We start from the raw sequence: 20160 nt of genomic DNA, 5'->3' as shown, positions 1-20160 counted from the left end.
GCAATCGAACGATTGTCTGTCTCTAAAAATACCTATGCTGTCGTTGACAGTTTGCCTCTTCCATTGTGCCTCCAGCGGAAATGTAGCACGGCAAGCAATTTCGAGGGATTGCAGATATGGATTATTGTGTTTCTAAAAAGCAGTGGTGCTACGGTTTCAAGTTGCATCTTCAAATGACGGAGGTTAAGAGTGTTCATAGGCTATGTCGTGACGGAAGCGTCCCAAAGCGGTTGAAATGGTGATAACTCAAATCTCCCTCCTCTCTACAACTTTGGAGACAAAGGGTGCATCAGCTGCTCGTTTTGCGAAAAGCTGTACGACAAGCCATGTCTTTGACACAAGCAAAAGCATGGCGCATCCAAGGCATGGAAAGAATCGATTCGAAAAAACGCAAAGGTGTTGAAATGGTGTTTTCGATTCTTCTAGAACAACACGAGATCATCGACATTCAGGCGAATTCTGTGACTGGATTTGAGGTGGTTCTTGATGGCATCTTGCTGGCGTATTCCCTAGCCATACAAGGAATGGTTGAGCGCTGACATTCAACTAGTGACAAGGATTATTATAATTAACTGCAGATGAGCAAAAGCAAATTTACTAACACAAATTGACAATCAAACAAAAACGGAAAGAAGCTAGATCAACCTAGCTGGCGATCGAGATGCTTTCTTCGCTCAAGGGGAAGCAGGCCCAGCGGGGGTGCGTGGCGAATACCTCTCTTCATTTACATCAAACCATATGTAAAAATGTTTGAAATGCTTTATATGCAAAGCTTATACCAAAGCCAATTAATGTGATTCCTGCTGCGACTGATAGCCATTTTAACCACTTTTCACTTATCATTTTTCTTCCGAAATGTACAGATAGTGCTACTGTCAAATCCCATAATGCGATACCCAAAAATATGGCACTACTTTTAGCAAGTGCCTGATACTTTTCCACAGAGTTCAATTCCATAGCTAATACCGATCCATAGATGCTAACCCAAAAGACAATATTGAGTGGATTCGATATAGCAATGGAGAATCCTGAAAGATATGATTTTGAACAAACCTTCTTTGTTAACCTCCCCACTTATTTCAATTTTTTTAAATGCTTCCCTTATGCTGTCGTAACCCAAATAACATAAAATAAAGAAACCAGAGAGCCACATGATAAGCTGTACAACGGACTTGGTTAAAAAAGCGGCTAAACCAAAAAAGATTGCAAACATTAGTACAATATCCGCTGACATTCCTCCCAATCCAACAACCCATGAATGAAAAAACCCATATTTTATTCCCTGCTTCACCATTTCTACATTAATAGGGCCGATAGGAATGGATAAAGATAAGCCGAGAAGAATCGAAGCAAAAAAACCATTTAGCATCTATTTAATCTCTCCTTTTACACGGTAAAAGTTATTCATTAATTAATTATTTTATCTGATTTTCTGTATTTGTCAATAATAAAAATAAGTTTGAATAGTTGTGATTAATCTATTGCAATAAAAAGTTTTTTTCGTTAAAGTATGTTTAGTGATTATACCCGTGGTGCTAGATGAACTTGATCAAGCAGAAAAATAGCCCTTGCCTGCGAATCTCCTGTAGAATGAACGTGCGATCCAGCATTCGAAAGGAGAATCCCCATGCAAGAGCACTTTCATTATTACTACAGATCGAGCTAAGATTCAAAAACAATATGCCGCCATTTTCTTTTTTGTTTCTGCCCAGCTGTCATTGATTCAGACGCATCTTCAACGCCGCAACCGCCATTTGGTCAAGCAAGAAGATAGCGTGATCATAGCGATTCACATTTTGGGGAAACTGCTTGGTTTTTCTTCCAAACGGGCATGGCATCGCTTTGTCACCGGAAATTGGTTCACAAACAGGCAGTTTCTTGAACGTTCCCGATACAACCGTCGTTGTCGAGCACTGCGCTTTGCCATCAAATGGATCCGCCGTCATAAGCAAAACGCGGCCAACATCATGCCTATGCCGTCGTCGACAGCTTGCCGCTTCCTTTGTGCCATGCCGCAAGAAGGCATCGTGTCAAACGGGTTCAAGGAATCGCCGACATCGGGTATGGCGCTTCCAAAAAGCAATGGTACGACGGCTGGAAACTGCACCTTCAAGTGACCGATCAAGGGTTGCCTATGGGCTATGTGGTGACGGAAGCGTCCTGCCATGATCGGATCGCCGCTGAAAGCGTGATGACTCCAATTCCTCATCCCTATCACCTCTGGGACAAGGGGTTCATTAGCCGTGAGTGACAAAAAAAGCTGTACGAAGCATACCCAATGGCGCTTTGGACTCCGTCTCGAAAAAACCAGAACCATCGCCCGTTCGGGGCATGGGAGAAGTGGATTCAACAAAAACGCAAAGTGATCGAGACGGTGTTCTCGGTTCTGGTTGACCAATACCGGATCACAGAGATTCGAGCGAATTCCGTGATCGGATTTGAAGTAGCGCTCGATGGTATATGGTTAGCCTATTCGCTGGCCACACTCGGGCTAGTTGAGTTCTAACGCTCAACTAGCACCACGGGTTAGTGATTATATTTTTAGTGATATTAAGGAGGGATAGTGTGTGGAATAAAAATTTCGCATTCTTGGTTTCCGGAAGAATTTTTACGAATATAGGGGATAGTTTATATGCAGTCGCATCGATGTGGTTGATTTATGATTTAACGCAAAATAGTTTCTATACTGGTTTGAGCGGCTTTTTAACGATGGCGCCATTAATCCTCCAATTTTTCGTTGGTCCATTGATTAAGCAAGAAAGATACAAGTCCATACTTATTTACACGCAAATGATTCAAGCGATATTGTTACTAGTAATTCCCCTTGCTCACTTTTTGGGAGTACTTTCTGTTTGGCTCGTCCTGATTATTAATCCGATTGCATCTATCATTCAGCAATTTGTCTATCCGACACATGCAGCCATATTGCCAACGATTGTCGAAGAAAAATATTTAACAAAAGCTAATTCAATAATGAATGCAACCTATCAACTACTCGATGTTATTTTATTAGGAATATCTGGAGCGATTATTGCACTTATCGGAACTGTGTTTGTTTATATGTTAGGTTCAGTAACATTTTTTATAGCCATGCTTTTGTTTTTTTACATAAAAATACCGAAAACAGATTTAGAAGAGAAGGATTTGGAAAGGGACTTTTCTTTAAAAGATAAGTGGGAAAACTATAAAGCGGATTTGAAAAACGGATATCAGTTTATAAAAGGTTCATTGATCCCAAAATTTTTGTTAGCTGCAATTTTAGCAAATTTTATCATCGGGGCTGTATCAGCCATATTACCGGAATACGCTGTTTATCGTGGGGGAAGTGATATTTATGGATGGTATTTGGCGGCAATGTCTTTTGGGTTATTGATAGGGTCTACAATTAGTTCGTTTTTTAGTCAATTTCCTTTAGGTAAGGTAACCATTATCGGATTTTTCTGTTCAGGATTAAGTTGGTTTTTGTCAGGTATTACCAATATTCATTTACTTTCTGTTATTTTGTTTGGAGGAAGTTATGTAGCAATAGGAATAACAAATGTCTTGTTCCTCTCTTCTCTGCAGAAAATTGTACCTAGTGATTTACTAGGAAGGGTTTTCTCTTTTATTGTGGGGGCAATATCTATTGCTGCACCATTAGGATCTTTAACTGGAGGCACAATGGCTCCTTTTATTGGCAGTTGGATTATCTTTATTTTTGGCAGTATTGCCATGGTATTCGTTTCTATATATTGGTTAGTAATGCCTACATTAAGAAATTTGCCTATAACGGATGCACTTGAATATAGACATCTTTTTTCCGACTAAGCAGATATGATATCTGCTTAGTTTTTTAGGTTCATCACCAAATTTTGTGATTTAGTGACAAAAAAGAGAAAGCACTGACGAGATCCTGGCAATAATGTTAGCGGTGAAATCAACATGAAGGAGGTCTCGTAAGTGCTTTCGATACCACTAGGATTGCCAGAATGTAAAGTGATTAAACAAGAACCTGTAGATGAGCAAATTCGCTAACATAAATTGACAACCAAACAAAAAAGGAGACATGAACCCAGCTCCTTGAGTAAAATAGATGTGCTCAAACTACCCACAAGGAGGTTCATGTCTTAGGAACCGATGAGCACATCATCACGGAATCCACCCATTTTTCATGACGTTTGGGTTGGCGCTTTACTTCTCGAAGCCGGTCATCAAGCCTCTCGTTCATCTTGTCGATGCCCTGTACCAAGGGATGTTCGGGAACGTTGACCGATGTCCATCACTGGAGTTTTCATCCCAACCATCGAACGACGCTCAGCCATTTTTTTACGAAAAGCCCTTGGGATGAAGAGACGTTGCTTCGCAAACTCCAGCCATGGATCCTTCAGCGCATCCAGCGAATCGCCAAACGGGAGAATCAACCCCTTTTTGTTTCGATGGATGATACGATTTGCCAAAAAACGAAGCCTTCGTCACGGGCTGTCCATGCCATCCAAGGGTGTGACTGGCATTTCTCTCACAGCGATCATCAATGGGTCTGGGGGCATTCGCTTGTTTGGCTGATGGTGCACACCTTCACCCAAGCGTTTCCGTTCGCCTTTCGTCTGTATGACAAGACGGCGGGAAGAAGCAAGATCGACCTAGCGATCGAGAGGCTTTCTTCGCTCAAGGGGAAGCAGGCCCAGCGGGGGTGCGTGGCGAATACCTCTCTTCATTTACATCAAACCATATGTAAAAATGTTTGAAATGCTTTATATGCAAAGCTTATACCAAAGCCAATTAATGTGATTCCTGCTGCGACTGATAGCCATTTTAACCACTTTTCACTTATCATTTTTCTTCCGAAATGTACAGATAGTGCTACTGTCAAATCCCATAATGCGATACCCAAAAATATGGCGCTACTTTTAGCAAGTGCCTGATACTTTTCCACAGAGTTCAATTCCATAGCTAATACCGATCCATAGATGCTAACCCAAAAGACAATATTGAGTGGATTCGATATAGCAATGGAGAATCCTGAAAGATATGATTTGAACAAACCTTCTTTGTTAACCTCCCCACTTATTTCAATTTTTTTAAATGCTTCCCTTATGCTGTCGTAACCCAAATAACATAAAATAAAGAAACCAGAGAGCCACATGATAAGCTGTACAACGGACTTGGTTAAAAAAGCGGCTAAACCAAAAAAGATTGCAAACATTAGGACAATATCCGCTGACATTCCTCCCAATCCAACAACCCATGAATGAAAAAACCCATATTTTATTCCCCGCTTCACCATTTCTACATTAATAGGCCCAATAGGAATGGATAAAGATAAGCCGAGAAGAATCGAAGCAAAAAAACCATTTAGCATCTATTTAATCTCTCCTTTTTAATGGACATCTCATTAAACTTTCTTCATTGATATCAGGTAATATATATTGTTTCCATTCTCTTTTATGGTGGTCTCCATAATCGCCTATATCTGGATGAGGAGGAATTGCATCGTATTGTTTTAATCTGGATCTAATAATTTCTCTTACTTGTTGACCTTTTGGAGTATCCCCAGTAATATCATCAAGTGTACCTCTCGGTTGGAAAGTAATTTCAAGCCCATTAGCTGTGTATCTGCTTTTTCTTGCATGATAAATAGGAGCTCTGCAGACAACAAAAATAGGTTCTCCCCCAAAACAATACTCCCACTTAGGATGGTTTGGATCTTCAGGGATATCTGTACACCAAGGTTCAAGATCATGATCCATTAAAAACTGTAACACTTTCCAAAATTGTTTTTTGTAGTATTCTGCATACACTTTTTCTGTCGGTGGTTTAAAAAATGCGACTAAAGTTGTGCGTTTTCCAATATTTCTATATGTCTTAATGTATTCATACAAACCATCTCTTAACCTTAAGAGTTCATTTTCATCGGATGTTGATTGTACAAAAATATATCTGGATAGTCCCTTTTTCTCAGCTTCTACTGCAAAATAACATGGGTAAGGATGTTCCTTATCTAGGATATTATTCCTAAAATTCAGATAGCATTCTAACTCCCAATCTTTTAATCTCCCTTCCTCCATTCTCCTTTTTATTTCATGTTGATCTAAGGGGCTGGTGATTTAAGGGAACATGGGGCTTCCCGGCATCATTTCTCAAATAGAAAAACTTTGTAGCATCAGTACTTTTTTTCACATGTTCATCCATTGAGCAGGGGAAACAGCTGTTTTTCACCAGCCTTCTAAAATTATTTCAGTTTTGGCCAACATAAATTATATCCTCCCAAAATTAATATAAGTTTAAAAGTAAATACTATATAAGTTGCAATAAAGAATTTCCGATTTTTCGTTGCGGGTTTCATCTAAGTGCAAGTTGATATGAGAGGAATCAGCGGATGTAAAACAAAATTTCAACTTACTATATACTGTAGATGAGCATTTTTCATCACATTAATTTCCATGCCCTAAGAGACAAAGAGGGAAAGGCATGTTTTGAAACAGTCAAGTAAAACTTTTGGTTAAGATCTATTTTTTTGATTTTTCATTGAAAATTATATTATTTTTAATAGATTTTGTCAACAATAAACTCATTTTGTAACTATTCACCCCAGTGCTAGTGTATAAAAAAGCCCAGCACAAATAGGGCATTTCGGTCATAGAAAATGCCCTAGGTAGCGGAAAGAACTCGATCGATCGTTTCGCCTGCCAACAGAAGACATAACGAATCCCACACGTTTTTTTCGTGTTTCGTCAGTGTGGAAACGATGCTTCTTGCGATGCAAAACGACTGCGCGAATGTTTCTTCGCGAAACGTACCCGAAATGTTCTCTTTGACTTTGACCATGCGAAGATCGCGTTCGGCTTGGTTGTTATCAAAGGGAACATGTACTTCACGTAAGAAACGCAGCGCTTCTTCCTTTCGTTTTTGAAGGCGTCGAACAAAAGCGAGTGCTTTTTTCGGAAGAGGCGTCATCGTTTCTAATCGGTGTTGTGCTCTTTCTAGGATGCGATCATACACTCGTTCCCACCGTCTCGCTTCTTCTTCGGAAAGTGCACCGTGATGGGCTTCGACGGCTTGCTTGGCGGCTAACAGAAACGTGGTCATGCGCATCGCCCACGTATGCCCCTGTTCGATGAATCCTTTTAACTCACGCAAATGGTGGGCATGACAAAGGGCATGGGTGGCATGTGTGTATTTCGGATACGTACCGAACGCATCGTGCATCATCGTCCCTTCATATCGGGGAAGAATCCCGATATCATCGGTCGCTTTTTTTCCACGAGAAGCGTGAGGAGCCAAGTATGTATATCTCGATGTACACGCGACATGCACCCATGCGAGTTTCCCATTGATGCGCAAACTCGTTTCATCGACATGCAGGATGTTGGATTCAAGTAAGGCGTCTTCGATGATGTCCATATTGGATTCCAACGATTCGCGTCCTCGTTTCACCATATTGGCAAGAGTTCCCGTACTAATCGAGTGTTGATATAACGCTTCGATTGTATCACTTAAACGCTTGTACGGGATCAATTGGATATGATGTAAATAAACAACGAGCGCCGTGAGCCGTGGACCGTATTGCACATGATTCGTGACATGGGATGGGAATTCGGCTTGTTGCACGCATCGACAATGTGGACACGATTTCACTTCACGTTCATGTTGTGTCACCTCGATCGCCACAGGAGGGACATCAAACACTTGACGGATATCGACTTTGAACGGTTTGACTTCACGCAAAGAAGCTCCACATCCTTGACACGTATGCACACGGTGGACGACACGATGATGTGGATGTTCCACTTGACGGAGCGTCTTCCCCTCATGTCCCTCTTGCCCACCAAGCTTTTTGCCAGACGGCTCGCGGGAGGAACGCTTTTTCTCAAAACGGTCAGAAGATGGGGGCAAATGGCTATTGGAGCTGTTTTTTTTCGTGCGTGCTTCCAGCTCTTGAACACGGTACTTCAGTTGTTCATTTTCTTTGCGTAGCTGTTTGTTTTCTTTCAACAGTTGCTCAATGACTTGTTGTTGGTGAGTAATGAGCTGCTTTTGTTGTTGGGCTTTGCTGATTAAGCTTTCAACTGTAAATACAGCTTGTTGTACCGTCAACATGCGATTCACCTCCTTGTCTATCAATATTCACATCATGGACAGGAAAAGCAAAAAATATTCAGCTCACTTTATGATGTGGCTGAATAGTTACCTCATTTTACTGTAGATAAGCAAATTTGCTAACACAAATTGACAACTAAACCAAAAAGGAGACATGAACCCAGCTCCTTGAGTAAAATAGATGTGCTCAAATCCGTTCACACAAGGAGGTTCATGTCTCATGAATCGATGAGCACATCATCAAGGAATCCACAAGTTTTTCATGATGCTGGGATTGGCGCTTGATTTCTCGAAGCCGGTCATCAAGCCTCTCGTTCACCTTGTCGACGCCTTAACTACCAAGGGATGTTCGGGGACATTGACGGATGTCCGGTACTGGAGTTTTCACCCGAATCATCGAACGACATTGAGCCACTTTTTTACGAAAAGCCCTTGGAACGAGGAAAAACTGCTTGAGAAGCTGCAAGAATGGATCCTTCGCCAGATCGAACGCCTGGCCAAACAGGAGAATGAATCCCTTTTTGTTTCGATTGATGATCCCATTTGCCAAAAAACGAAGCCTTCGTCACGGGCTGTCCATGCCATCCAAGGGTGTGACTGGCATTTCTCTCACAGCGATCATCAATGGGTCTGGGGGCATTCGCTTGTTTGGCTGATGGTGCACACCTTCACCCAAGCGTTTCCGTTCGCCTTTCGTCTGTATGACAAGACGGCGGGAAGAAGCAAGATCGACCTAGCGATCGAGAGGCTTTCTTCGCTCAAGGGGAAGCGGGCTCAGCCGGTGTATGTGCTCATGGATTCCTAGTATCCGTCCCAAGCGCTCATCGAAGCCTGCGTGAAACAAGGATTCCATGCCATCGCCATGCTCAAGACGAACCGGATTCTCTACCCGAAAGGCATCGCCATCCAAGCGAAGGAGTTTGCCCGCTATATTGAGTTCAACGACACCTGCCTCGTCACGGTGGGGAACGAGCGTTACCGCGTGTATCGCTACGAGGGAGCAATCCATGGCCTCGAGGATGCGGTGGTGCTGCTGGCTTGGAAGGCGGATCAACGGATGACGCCGGATCATCTCCATGTCGTCTTGAGCACCGACCGGGAGCTGAGTGACGAAGACATCTTGCGTTACGATACCCAGCGCTGGACGATCGAATGCGTTTTCCGGCAGGCCAAAGGCCAGCTGAAGTCAGGTGGGACCGTGTTCGCCACGTTCGGGCGGTGAAACGGTATTGGGCCGTGGTGCTGTTCGCCTGCGTATACAGCATCGCGGAATCTCAACAAGACCTCTCTTCCGGCCTGGAGCTTCTTCGGTCTCGAAAAGGACACAGCATCGTCGAGTTCATCTACGATGCCGCGAAGCAAGAGATTCCCATTGATGTGATCAAAAAACCGCTCCATGTCGCCTAAGGGGTACCCTGTTTGTCTCTCAGAGAATGGAAATGATTGTAATAAAAAATGCTCATCTACAGCCTGATATTGCTTTTCAAGTGTTTATACAGGAGCAAGGGGGAGAATTAAATGAGGAAACGATGTTTGTCTAATGGTCTTTGTCTATGGTCGTTTAGTTGCCCATCTACAGCGACGCAGAACGTTCGCCAGAAAGGATGCAATATTCTTGGTGAGGCGCAAAGACCATTCTTCATTTCACGAGTATGGAGTCGTGACCGCTTTTTCGCGGGGCGAAAGAAGGAAAATCGAGCATAGCCGCGAATATTATGACTTGCGATGATTTTTTTGGGGGGATGACGATGGAACTCGGATTGGCGGGAAAAACGGCGTTGGTTGCCGCCTCAAGCCAAGGGCTCGGCAAGGCGATCGCCCGGGCGCTTGTGCTCGAAGGGGCGAACGTGATGATCACGAGCCGAAGCGAAGAAAAACTGCAGCAGGTTGCTGAGGAGCTGAACGGGTTACATAAGGGGCGCGTCGCTTACGTGCGCACCGATGTGACGAAAGCGGACGAGATTCGCCAGCTGGTCGCCAAAACAGTGGAGACGTTTGGGACGATCGATTTGCTCGTCAATAACGCCGGCGGTCCCCCCGCGGGGACGTTTGAAACGGTGAGCGACGAAGACTGGCAATATGCGTTCGAGCTCAATTTATTGAGCTATATTCGGCTCATTCGCGAAGCGCTTCCTTATTTAAAGAAAAAGGGCGGAAAAATTGTCAACATCGCCTCCTCATCGATCAAAGAGCCGATTCCGGGCTTGATTTTATCCAACACGTTCCGCACCGGCATCGTCGGGCTGACGAAAACGTTGGCTGGGGAGCTGGCCCGAGATGGCATTTTGATCAATACGGTGGCCCCAGGGCGAATCGCGACGGAACGGGTCGCCTTTTTGGACAAGGTGAACGCCGAAAAATTAGGCATTACGAAAGAAGAGATGGAAGCGCGCATGAAAAGCGCCATTCCGCTCGGTCGCTACGGAACTCCCGAAGAGTTTGCCAACATCGTCGTTTTCTTGCTGTCAGAGGCGAACTCGTATGTTACCGGGCAGGCGCTCATTGTCGATGGGGGCATGGTGAAGGCCATCTAAGCCGAGCGGATCGGTAGCGTCAAAACGGTCATGAAATCTGCACGATCCCATTGAGCATGGGGATAGGTGGAGAAGCTAGACTCGCCCTTGACCAACACCCGCCAAAGCGGATCGGAGGGGAGAAACAACATGAAAACAATCGGGTTTATCGGACTTGGTGTGATGGGGAAAAGCATGGCGCGCCACTTGCTAAAAGCAGGCTATCCCCTTCTCGTCTATACGCGAACGAAAGAAAAGGCAAACGATTTGCTGGCAGAGGGGGCGGCATGGAAGGAAACGGTCGCTGATTTGGCCCGGGAGGCGGATGTCGTGATGACGATGGTCGGCTATCCGCGTGATGTTGAGCAAGTGTATTTCGGTGAGGCCGGCATTTTGGAAAACGCACGTCAGGGAACATACGTCATCGATATGACCACATCGACGCCGACGCTGGCGCAATCGATTTACGAAGCGGCGAAGCGAAAAGGCATTCATGCGTTGGACGCGCCGGTGTCCGGCGGCGACATCGGCGCGCGCGAAGGAACGTTGACGATTATGGTCGGCGGTGACGAAGACGTGTTTTTGGCGTGCAAGCCGATCCTTGAGCGGCTCGGAACTAACATCATTTTGCAAGGGAAAGCGGGAGCTGGCCAACACACGAAAATGTGCAACCAAATCGCCATTGCCACGAACATGATCGGGGTGTGCGAGGCGATCGCCTATGCCAAGCGGGCTGGTCTTGATCCATTCAAAGTGCTTGAAAGTATCGCTAAAGGGGCGGCCGGCAGCTGGTCGCTGAGCAACTTGGCGCCGCGCATGCTCGCTGGCGATTTTGCCCCCGGATTTTACGTGAAGCATTTCCTCAAAGATATGAACATTGCCCTTGAAGAAGCGGAGCGGATGAACTTGCCGCTGCCGGGCTTAGCGCTTGCGAAGCGGCTTTACGAGGAGCTGGCACAAGCCGGCGAGGAAAACAGCGGCACGCAGGCGTTGTACAAACGGTACGCGTCAGAATGATGGCGCGCGTTTTGGGCTGCCCTAGCGTCCGTTGCCCCTAAGGCGCGACGAATGCTAGGGCTTGCTGCTGTTTGGCCGCTAGCAAGCTGGTGAACACCAGCGGTTTTTCCCCGTCCATGAGCAAACGGGTGAAAACGAAAACCGGATGCTACGAGGTTTTTCGATGAGGGAAACGATGCTCGGAAGCGGGATGTTCGATTCAATCCCGGTCCTGCTAGAAGGCCGGCGTGGCGTGGGAAAAGCCGTTCAGACCGACGGAGAGTGCAGTGATTATTCGTCAAAAAATATTGAATATTGTTTCTTGGTAAGGTATAGTAGTAGTAAGAGGACATACCAACCGGTTAGTATAAAAGGAGGGGAGCAGATGGACTTTTCCTATTCGCCCAAAGTGAAAGAGTTGATCAAAAAATTAAGCGCTTTCATGGAAGAGTACATTTATCCGAACGAGAAGGTGTATGAGGAGCAGCTGAACGCCCAAGAGTCGAGATGGGCCGGCGTGCCGCCGATCATCGAAGAATTGAAGGAAAAGGCGAAAAAAGAAGGGCTTTGGAATTTGTTTTTGCCAGACAGCGAATACGGCGCGGGATTAACGAATGTCGAGTACGCGCCGCTTTGCGAAATCATGGGTCGCTCGCTCATCGCCCCGGAAGTGTTCAACTGCAATGCGCCCGATACCGGCAACATGGAAGTGCTCGTCCGCTACGGCACCGAGGAGCAAAAGAAAAAGTGGCTCATCCCGCTCTTGAACGGAGAAATCCGCTCGTGCTTTTCGATGACGGAGCCGGATGTGGCGTCGAGCGATGCGACGAACATTCGCGCTTCGATCGTTCGCGATGGCGATGAGTATGTCATCACCGGACGGAAATGGTGGTCATCCGGGGCCGGCGACCCGCGCTGCAAAGTCGCCATCGTCATGGGAAAGACGAACCCCGATGCGCCAAAACATGAACAGCAGTCGATGATCATCGTTCCGCTTGATACGCCGGGCGTGAAAATCGAGCGGATGCTGCCGGTGTTCGGCTTTGACCATGCGCCGCACGGGCATGCGGAGATTACGTATGACCATGTGCGCGTGCCGAAGGAAAACATCATTTGGGGCGAAGGAAAAGGGTTCGCCATCGCCCAAGGCCGGCTCGGTCCGGGGCGGATCCACCATTGCATGCGCTTGATTGGGGCGGCGGAGCGGGCGCTTGAACTGATGTGCCGCCGCGTGCAGTCGCGGGTGGCGTTCGGCAAACCGCTCGCCGAGCACGGCGTCATCCGCGAGTGGATCGCCCAGTCGCGCATCGAGATCGAGCAGGCGCGCCTGTTGACGCTCAAGGCGGCGTACATGATGGATACGGTCGGCAATAAAGTGGCGCGCAAAGAAATTGCGATGATCAAAGTGGTCGCGCCCAATGTCGCGCTCAACGTCATCGACCGCGCCATTCAGGCGTTTGGCGCCGCCGGGGTGAGCAACGATTTTCCGCTTGCCGCCATGTGGGCGAACTCGCGCACGCTTCGTTTGGCTGACGGGCCGGACGAAGTGCACAAAGAGCAAGTGGCGAAGCTTGAATTGCGGCAATACCAACCATAAGGGAGAGGAAGAGGAGCTTATGCATGTGCTGGATTTATTCAAAATCGGAGGAGCTTATGCATGTGCTGGATTTATTCAAAATCGAAGGAAAAACCGCCATCGTGACGGGCGGTGGGCGCGGGCTCGGTGAGCAAATCGCCATCGGCCTCGCTGAAGCCGGAGCGAACGTCGTCGTCTGCTCGCGCAAGGTTGAGGCGTGCGAGCAGGTGAAAGAAAAGCTCGAACAGCTCGGCGTCCGTTCGCTCGCATTGCGGTGCGATGTGACGAATCCGGAGGACGTCAAACATGTTGTGGAAACGACCGTCAACGAGTTCGGCGGCATCGACATTTTAGTCAACAACAGCGGGGCGACGTGGGGGGCGCCGGTCGAGGAAATGCCGCTTGAGGCATGGCAGAAGGTGCTCAACGTCAACATCACCGGCACATTTTTGATGAGCCAGGCGGTCGGCAAGGTGATGATCGCCAAACAAACGGGCGGCGCCATTGTCAATATCGCGTCGGTCGCCGGTCTTGGCGGCACGCATCCGGACATTTTGAATACGATCGGCTACAACACGAGCAAAGGGGCGGTCATTACGTTTACGAAAGATTTGGCCGCCAAATGGGGAAAACACGGCATTCGCGTCAACGCGGTAGCGCCGGGCTTTTTCCCGACGAAAATGTCCCAAGTCGTCCTTCAGCATGTCGGCCAAAAAGTGCTCGAGCATACGCCGCTCGGCCGTTTCGGCGGCGACGATGACTTAAAAGGCGCGGTGCTGTTCTTGGCTTCTCCGGCTTCCGCGTTTGTCACCGGCGCGCTTCTTGTCGTTGATGGCGGCAGCCATGCTGCTGGAATGTAATCCAAAATGGAAGGGGGAAAAATAATGAGCGAAAAACGGGCGTTGTCTCTTTACCCGAAACATGTGTCGTTTCATATCGAGATTCCGAACAAAACGGTGTGCGAGGTGCTGCATGAACGGGCGGCGGAATTTGGCGCTCAGCCGGCGCTGACGTTTTACAGCCAAACGATCACTTACGCTGAGCTCGCCGCGGCGGTCAACCGCTTCGCTTCCAGCCTGCAAGCGCTCGGAGTGCAAAAAGGCGATCGGGTCGCGATCATGCTGCCAAACTGCCCGCAATACGTCATCGCTTACTACGGCATTTTGCAGGCGGGCGCCATCGTCACCCAAGTGAATCCGATGCTCGTTGAGCGCGAGCTTTCGTACTTGCTCAATGATTCGGGAGCGGAGATGATCGTCATTTACGAGCCGCTTTATCCGCGTCTAGCTGCCGTGAGACAAGAGACGGCGGTCAAGCGGGCGGTCACTGTCCAGTTCGGGGCGCCGGCTTCTGTCCCGCTCGCTGAAGGCGATGTGACGTTTGAACAGTTTTTGGCCCAAGGGGATGGACAAGTGCGCCCGGTGCCGATCGAGCCGGCGCATGATATCGCTGTGTTGCAATACACAGGCGGAACGACAGGGCGCTCGAAAGGGGCGATGCTCACCCACCGCAACATTTTCGCTAACGTCTTGCAGTGCGCCGAATTTTTCAAAGGAACGTTTGAATTTGGAAAAGAGCGGTATTTAACTGTCATTCCGTTGTTCCACGTATTCGCGATGACGTCCGGCATGAACTTGGCGATTTACCAAGGGGCGGAAAACATTTTGTTGCCGCGCTTCGAGCTGAAAGAAGTGCTCGAGACGATCCGCGACAAGCAGCCGACCGTGTTCCCCGGCGTGCCGACGATGTACGTCGCCATCACAAACACCCCCGGCAAGACGGGCCATTTTATGGTACAATAGCTGGCAGTGATGACGCAGGGCAAGAGGTGGGAGAACATGAGGGAAAAGATTATCGCTGCCAGCATTGAACTGTTTGAGCAAAACGGGTTCAGCGAAACGTCGATTCAAGATATTGTCGACGCGCTTGGGGTAACGAAAGGGACGTTTTACTATTATTTCAAAAGCAAAGAAGAGCTGCTGATGGATATTCATCTTCGCTACATTGAAGGGCTGCTTCGCGAACAGCAGCGCATTATCAATGACGGGCGGCGATCGGTGCGGGAAAAGCTGTATGCCATTGTGTATATGCTTATTCACAACGTTGAGCGCCAAGGGCGGCAAGCGCGCATTTTTTTCCGCGAAATGAAACATTTGAACGAGGAGCATTTGCAAAAAGTGAAGGAAAAGCGCGATTTGTTTCGCTATCAGCTGCAGGCGTTAATTGAGGATGGAATGAAAAGCGGCGAACTGCGCCGCGATTTGTCGCCATCGATTGCCGCGCTCACGGTGCTCGGGGCGGCCAATTGGAGTTACCATTGGTTTCGCCCGGACGGCGGGCTGACTGATGCGGAAGTGGCCAAACAGATGATCACCATTTTGATCGATGGGATGGGGCCGGCGTCTTAACAAGCACTATGCGTCCGCCATAGAAGTCAAGGTCGCCGTTCATGTCGCTCGTTTGTCGATGTTTGACCAAACAAAACGCGCTCGCCAAAAGGGGGAGAGGAAAATGAGCGCCATTATTCCGGTGCGCAAAGGGGAAGAATTGCCGGTTGGAAAATTGGCCGCGTTTTTGCGCTCAGTGCTGCCGGACATGCCGGATGGGGAGCTGGAGATTCGGCAATTTTCCGCCGGCCGCTCGAATTTGACGTATTTGCTCCGCTGCGGGGAGTGGGAGGCGGTGCTGCGCCGGCCGCCGCTTGGCCCGGTGCCGCCGAAAGCTCATGATATGAAGCGGGAGAGCACATGGCTTGCCGAAATCCATCCGCTCTTTCCGCTGGCGCCGAAGCCGCTGTATTTTTGTGACGATGAGTCGATCATCGGCAGCCCCTTTTTCGTGATGGAGCGGCGTGATGGCGTTGTCATTGACGACGATTTTCCGGACGGCGTTGTGCCGACAGAAGACGTCTGCCGCGGCATTTCCGAAACGATGGTCGAGACGTTAGTTCGCATCCATCAAATCGATTATACGAAAACGCGATTGGTGCACATGGTCAAGCCGGAAGGATTTATGGAGCGGCAAGTGCACGGATGGATTCAGCGGTACGAGCGGGCGAAAACCGACGATGTTCCAGCGGCTGAAGCGCTGACGAAGTGGCTCGCTTCCCACATTCCGCCGCAGCGGGAGGCGACGGTTATTCATTACGATTTTAAGCTGAACAATGCTATGTTTGCGAAAGATGATATCACTAACATGGTCGGCTTGTTTGACTGGGAAATGTCGACCGTCGGCGATCCGCTGGCCGATTTGGCGGTGGCGATGAGCTATTGGATTGAAGAGGATGATCGGCCGCTGGTGAAAAATGGATTTGGTCGCGCACCGGCCACCGTCCGGCCTGGATTTTACACGCGCGAACAGTTTATTGACGCGTACGCGAGAAAAAGCGGCCGCGATGTGTCCGACGTGCACGTGTATTTGACGTTCGCCTACTTTAAATTAGCGGTCATTTGCCAGCAAATTTATTATCGTTATCGCCGCGGGCAGACGAACGATGAGCGGTTTCGCCATTTCGGCCAGTTTGTCGAAGCGCTTATCGAGCATGCATGGCAGCTGGCGACGGGACGGTGAGGCAGCGTGATGACGAACGTGCATGTCGTGCTGCGCAAGGAAGACATTGATGAGACGGCGCTCGCTGATGGGAAAGTTGCTGTTGTGTTTGACATTTTGCTTGCCACCTCATCGATTGCCGCCGCGCTTTCGGCCGGCGCTCGTTCGGTGATCCCGGTCCGCGACGCCGAGGAGGCGAAGGCGGTCGCGATTCACTTGCCCGAGAAAAGTTATGAGCTCGTCGGTGAACGGGAGGGACGGACGATCGATGGCTTCCATCCTCCGGCGCCGCTGTTTTTGCAAACGATCTGTCCGGGAAAAACGGTCGTGTTGTCGACGACCAACGGCACGGTGGCGGTTCATAAAGCGCAGTCGGCGAGCGCGGTATACACGGCGAGTTTGCTGAACAGCCCGGCGGTCAGCGAGCATGTTTGCCGATGGCATCGCGACAAAACGATGATCGCCATCTGCTCCGGCTCGTCGGGTCGTTTTTGCCTCGAAGACTTTTACGGCGCCGGCTATTTCGTGCATTGCCTCGTCGAGCAAGGGATCGATGCGGCCAAGCTGTCCGACAGCGCGATGGCCGCATGGCTCTTTTACCGGCAATATTCGGGGGAAGAAAGGGCGAAAGAAGTATTGTTCGCCGCGCGCGTCGGCCGCTGGATGGCGGCGTACGGTTTGGAATCAGAAGTGGATTACATTAACCGGCACGGGGCGCTTTCTTCCGTTCCGAAACTTGAACGAGGATCGTTCGGTTTGGAGCTGCGCGATATCGCGCCAACAAGATTCATGAAAGAGGGGAGATCGTCATGAAATTTGTCCAATTCGTTGAATACGGTGGGCCCGATGTCTTGCGTGTTTGCGAAGGAGAACGCCCGAAGCCCACAGGTCGGCAAGTATTGATCGAAGCCGAAGCGATCGGTGTCAACTATGCCGATACAGCCCGGCGGGAAGGGCGCTACGTGGTGCCGACGCCGCTTCCGTTCATACCGGGGACGGAGGTGGCCGGCGTTGTTTGCGAGGTTGGTCCGGAGGTGCAAACGGTCCGTCCAGGGCAGCGCGTCGTCGCGTTGATTGAGTCGGGGGGCTACGCCGAGTGTGTCGCTGTTGACGAGCGGGCGGTCGTGCCGCTTCCGGACGGCATGGATGCCCGGCAGGCGGCGGCTTTGCCGGTGCAAGGGCTGAGCGCCTACCATATTCTCAAAACGATGGGCCGCTTAGAGGAAGGAGAAACCGTGCTCGTTCACGCCGCTGCCGGCGGCGTTGGAACGATCGCCGTCCAGCTGGCGAAACGGTTCGGCGCCAAAACGGTCATCGCCACGGCGAGTACGGAGGAAAAACGGGCGCTCGCCCAACAGCTTGGCGCTGATGTTGCCATTGATTATACAAAAGACAGCTGGGCCGCGGACGTGATGGAGGCGACCGGTGGCCGCGGCATCGATGTCGCCTTGGAAATGGCGGGCGGCGACGTCTTTCATCAGACGCTCGATTGCCTTGCTCCGTTCGGCCGTCTTGTCGTCTACGGGGCGGCGAGCGGGGAGATGACGCGTCTCAATCCGGTTCGTCTCATGGCGAAAAACTGGTCCGTCATCGGTTTCTTTTTGCCGCAAATCATGCGAAAGCGGGCGCTGTACGAACAAAGTTTGCGCGAATTGCTTTCATGGGTGCAAGACGGGAGCTTGCAGCTGACGATCGGCGGCGTCTACCCGCTTGAGCAGGCGCCGATGGTACATAAACTTCTTCAAGAGCGGAAAACGCACGGCAAGCTGCTGCTTGTGCCATAAGGAACGAAAAGGGTGTCCAGACACGGAGCTGGACACCCGCAACTTCCTGAACGTAGTCGGCATCCGCCAGCTACGTTTAGAAGGTTGGTGAAACGTCGCTGCTTCCCTTCATCAAATGAGTGAAAAAACAGACCGATGCAACAAGGTTTTTCTCGTTGAGAAATGAGATGGAAAAGCACGAGTACATCACCGGCCTCTTAGGAGACCGGTCATTGAAGAGAGCAAGCCGCTGATCAAGCCCGTTTCTCCAATAGAAAAGCTTTGTCGCATTAGGATCGCCTGTCAAACGATTCCCCATTGCTTAAAAGAAACAACCGTTTTTCACCGGCCTTTTCGCGATGTATCGACTAGCCTCTGTTTTGGCTGTTAGGAGGAACAAGCCGTGAACTACTCCCACTTCGCTTTGCTTGAAGTGGGAGACTTCTTTCGCAATTATGTTAAAAAAGAACCGGTGTGGATCGCGCCCATTACGGCCGCCGCCGTTTTTGTTGAATGTACCGCTCGAGCCGATCGAGTCCTTCCTTTAACACATCGAGCGAATAGGCGTACGACAGTCGGACGTGGCCTTCACCGTAGTCGGAAAAGGCGCTGCCGGGAACGAGGGCGACGCCGGCGTTTTCGACGGCATCGAGGGCGAAATCGAACGAAGACATGCCAAAGGCGGCAATCGACGGAAACAAATAAAACGCCCCGTCCGGCTTTTCCACCGGCAGCCCCATGGCGGTGAGACGACCGTAGGCGTACTCAAGCCGCTCCAGATAGGCGGCGCGCATCGTCTCGGCGTCGTTTTTGCCGGCGGTGAGCGCCTCGAGCGCCGCTTTTTGGCTGATCGATGATGTGCACGAGACGCTGTACTGGTGCACTTTGATCATTTGTTCAACGGCGAACGCTGGGGCGAAGACGAATCCGATGCGCCAACCGGTCATCGAGTGCGATTTGCTTAAGCCGTTGATCACGATCGTCTGCTCCGGCAGCCATTCGGCGATCGAGCGGTGGCGTCCGCGATAGACGAGCTCGCTGTAAATTTCATCAGACACGATCCAAATCGGCCGCCCTTGCAAAAGCGAAGCGATGCGGGCCAACTCTTCAGCCGCCAGCGCCGTCCCTGTTGGGTTGGATGGATAGGGAAGGATCACGCAGCGCGTCTTTTCTGTCAAATAAGGCGCAATGAGCTCAGCCGACAGACGGAACCCGTTTGGCCTTGTGTCGATGTACACCGGTTTTGCCCCACATAAACGGATGAGCGGCTCATAGCCGGGATAGACCGGTGCGGGAAGGAGCACTTCCGTTCCTTCCTCTAAAATCGTGCGAAACACGATATCAAGCGCTTGGCTGGCGCCGACGGTGGCGATGACTTCGTCCGGCGTGTAGCGGAGGCCGTACTTGTCAGCAACGAATTGGCAAGCCGCTTGGCGCAGCTCAAGCAGCCCAGCGTTGGCGGTGTACGTGGTGAAACCAGCGGCGATCGCTTCCTGGGCGGCGGTTTTGACATGTTCGGGCGTTGGAAAGTCGGGCTGGCCGATCGTCAGTGAGATCACTCCTGGTCGGCCGGCGACGAGGTTGAAAAACTGGCGGATGCCTGATATTTGGATGGATTGGACGCGTGGCTGAATGAGGTGTTTCATGGCGTGTCCACCTTTCTTTTTTTCTCTATTGTATCATTGTT

Annotated in this window: 13 protein-coding genes and 6 pseudogenes; 14 read left to right on the top strand and 5 right to left on the bottom strand. The window is 49.6% G+C overall.

The features are described 5' to 3' along the window. Positions 1–27 precede the first annotated feature (27 nt). Positions 28–539: pseudogene (locus tag NST29_RS12820) on the top strand (transposase); the annotation flags it as partial. 190 nt (positions 540–729) lie between these two features. Here NST29_RS12820 and NST29_RS12815 read toward each other — a convergent pair. Continuing rightward, positions 730–1369 (bottom strand): annotated as a pseudogene (locus NST29_RS12815) (LysE family transporter). A gap of 258 nt (positions 1370–1627) precedes the next feature. Here NST29_RS12815 and NST29_RS12810 point away from each other — a divergent pair. The 3 genes and pseudogenes from NST29_RS12810 to NST29_RS12800 all read left to right on the top strand — a co-directional run. After that, a pseudogene (locus NST29_RS12810) lies at positions 1628–2506 on the top strand (IS982 family transposase). Between the two features lie 59 nt (positions 2507–2565). Then, on the top strand, positions 2566–3807 hold the full coding sequence (locus NST29_RS12805) for an MFS transporter (RefSeq protein WP_081897192.1): 1242 nt from the start codon (positions 2566–2568) through the stop codon (positions 3805–3807). A gap of 343 nt (positions 3808–4150) precedes the next feature. After that, positions 4151–4646, top strand: a pseudogene (locus tag NST29_RS12800) (transposase); the annotation flags it as partial. Between the two features lie 53 nt (positions 4647–4699). On the opposite strand, the gene NST29_RS12795 reads toward NST29_RS12800, so the two are convergent. The 3 genes from NST29_RS12795 to NST29_RS12785 form a co-directional block, all read right to left on the bottom strand. Next, entirely contained in the window at positions 4700–5338 is a 639-nt protein-coding gene (locus tag NST29_RS12795; RefSeq protein ID WP_033843416.1) for a LysE family transporter, read from the bottom strand. Between the two features lie 4 nt (positions 5339–5342). After that, positions 5343–6044: a YqcI/YcgG family protein gene (locus NST29_RS12790; protein ID WP_061912686.1), complete on the bottom strand. Its 702-nt coding sequence runs from the start codon at positions 6042–6044 to the stop codon at positions 5343–5345. A gap of 583 nt (positions 6045–6627) precedes the next feature. Next, positions 6628–8076, bottom strand: coding sequence for an IS66-like element ISGst1 family transposase (locus NST29_RS12785; protein ID WP_033019592.1), 1449 nt, complete (start codon positions 8074–8076; stop codon positions 6628–6630). A 262-nt stretch (positions 8077–8338) separates the two neighbouring features. On the opposite strand from NST29_RS12785, the pseudogene NST29_RS12780 reads away from it, so the two are divergent. The 10 genes and pseudogenes from NST29_RS12780 (at position 8339) to NST29_RS12735 (ending at position 18494) form a co-directional block, all read left to right on the top strand. Further along, positions 8339–9483: pseudogene (locus NST29_RS12780) on the top strand (IS701 family transposase). A 341-nt stretch (positions 9484–9824) separates the two neighbouring features. Further along, the gene (locus NST29_RS12775) at positions 9825–10610 is read left to right on the top strand and encodes an SDR family oxidoreductase (protein ID WP_324697014.1); all 786 of its coding nucleotides are present in this window, start codon (positions 9825–9827) and stop codon (positions 10608–10610) included. A gap of 129 nt (positions 10611–10739) precedes the next feature. Further along, positions 10740–11606 carry an NAD(P)-dependent oxidoreductase gene (locus NST29_RS12770; protein ID WP_033022046.1) on the top strand — a complete coding sequence of 289 codons (867 nt, stop codon included), beginning with the start codon at positions 10740–10742 and terminating at the stop codon, positions 11604–11606. Positions 11607–11970: 364 nt separating this feature from the next. Beyond that, positions 11971–13182: an acyl-CoA dehydrogenase gene (locus NST29_RS12765; RefSeq protein ID WP_033022047.1), complete on the top strand. Its 1212-nt coding sequence runs from the start codon at positions 11971–11973 to the stop codon at positions 13180–13182. A 56-nt stretch (positions 13183–13238) separates the two neighbouring features. Continuing rightward, the gene (locus tag NST29_RS12760; RefSeq protein WP_033022295.1) at positions 13239–14021 is read left to right on the top strand and encodes an SDR family oxidoreductase; all 783 of its coding nucleotides are present in this window, start codon (positions 13239–13241) and stop codon (positions 14019–14021) included. Positions 14022–14045: 24 nt separating this feature from the next. After that, positions 14046–14936, top strand: a pseudogene (locus tag NST29_RS12755) (AMP-binding protein); the annotation flags it as partial. A 63-nt stretch (positions 14937–14999) separates the two neighbouring features. After that, positions 15000–15569, top strand: a complete 570-nt coding sequence (locus NST29_RS12750) for a TetR/AcrR family transcriptional regulator (protein WP_033022050.1) — start codon at positions 15000–15002, stop codon at positions 15567–15569. Between the two features lie 103 nt (positions 15570–15672). Next, positions 15673–16731 carry a phosphotransferase family protein gene (locus NST29_RS12745; protein WP_033022053.1) on the top strand — a complete coding sequence of 353 codons (1059 nt, stop codon included), beginning with the start codon at positions 15673–15675 and terminating at the stop codon, positions 16729–16731. A 9-nt stretch (positions 16732–16740) separates the two neighbouring features. After that, positions 16741–17523: a 2-phosphosulfolactate phosphatase gene (locus tag NST29_RS12740; protein ID WP_033022055.1), complete on the top strand. Its 783-nt coding sequence runs from the start codon at positions 16741–16743 to the stop codon at positions 17521–17523. After that, positions 17520–18494, top strand: a complete 975-nt coding sequence (locus tag NST29_RS12735) for an NADPH:quinone oxidoreductase family protein (RefSeq protein WP_033022058.1) — start codon at positions 17520–17522, stop codon at positions 18492–18494. The genes NST29_RS12740 and NST29_RS12735 overlap by 4 nt, the downstream gene beginning before the upstream one ends. A gap of 467 nt (positions 18495–18961) precedes the next feature. Here the strand turns inward: NST29_RS12735 and NST29_RS12730 are convergent, their stop codons facing one another. Next, on the bottom strand, positions 18962–20119 hold the full coding sequence (locus tag NST29_RS12730; RefSeq protein ID WP_033022060.1) for an aminotransferase A: 1158 nt from the start codon (positions 20117–20119) through the stop codon (positions 18962–18964). Positions 20120–20160 lie beyond the last annotated feature (41 nt).

This window comes from Geobacillus sp. FSL W8-0026, assembly GCF_037966255.1.
GTDB lineage: Bacteria > Bacillota > Bacilli > Bacillales > Anoxybacillaceae > Geobacillus > Geobacillus icigianus.
Note: the sequence above shows the minus strand (reverse complement) of the source record. Positions and strands in the feature narration are given on the sequence as shown.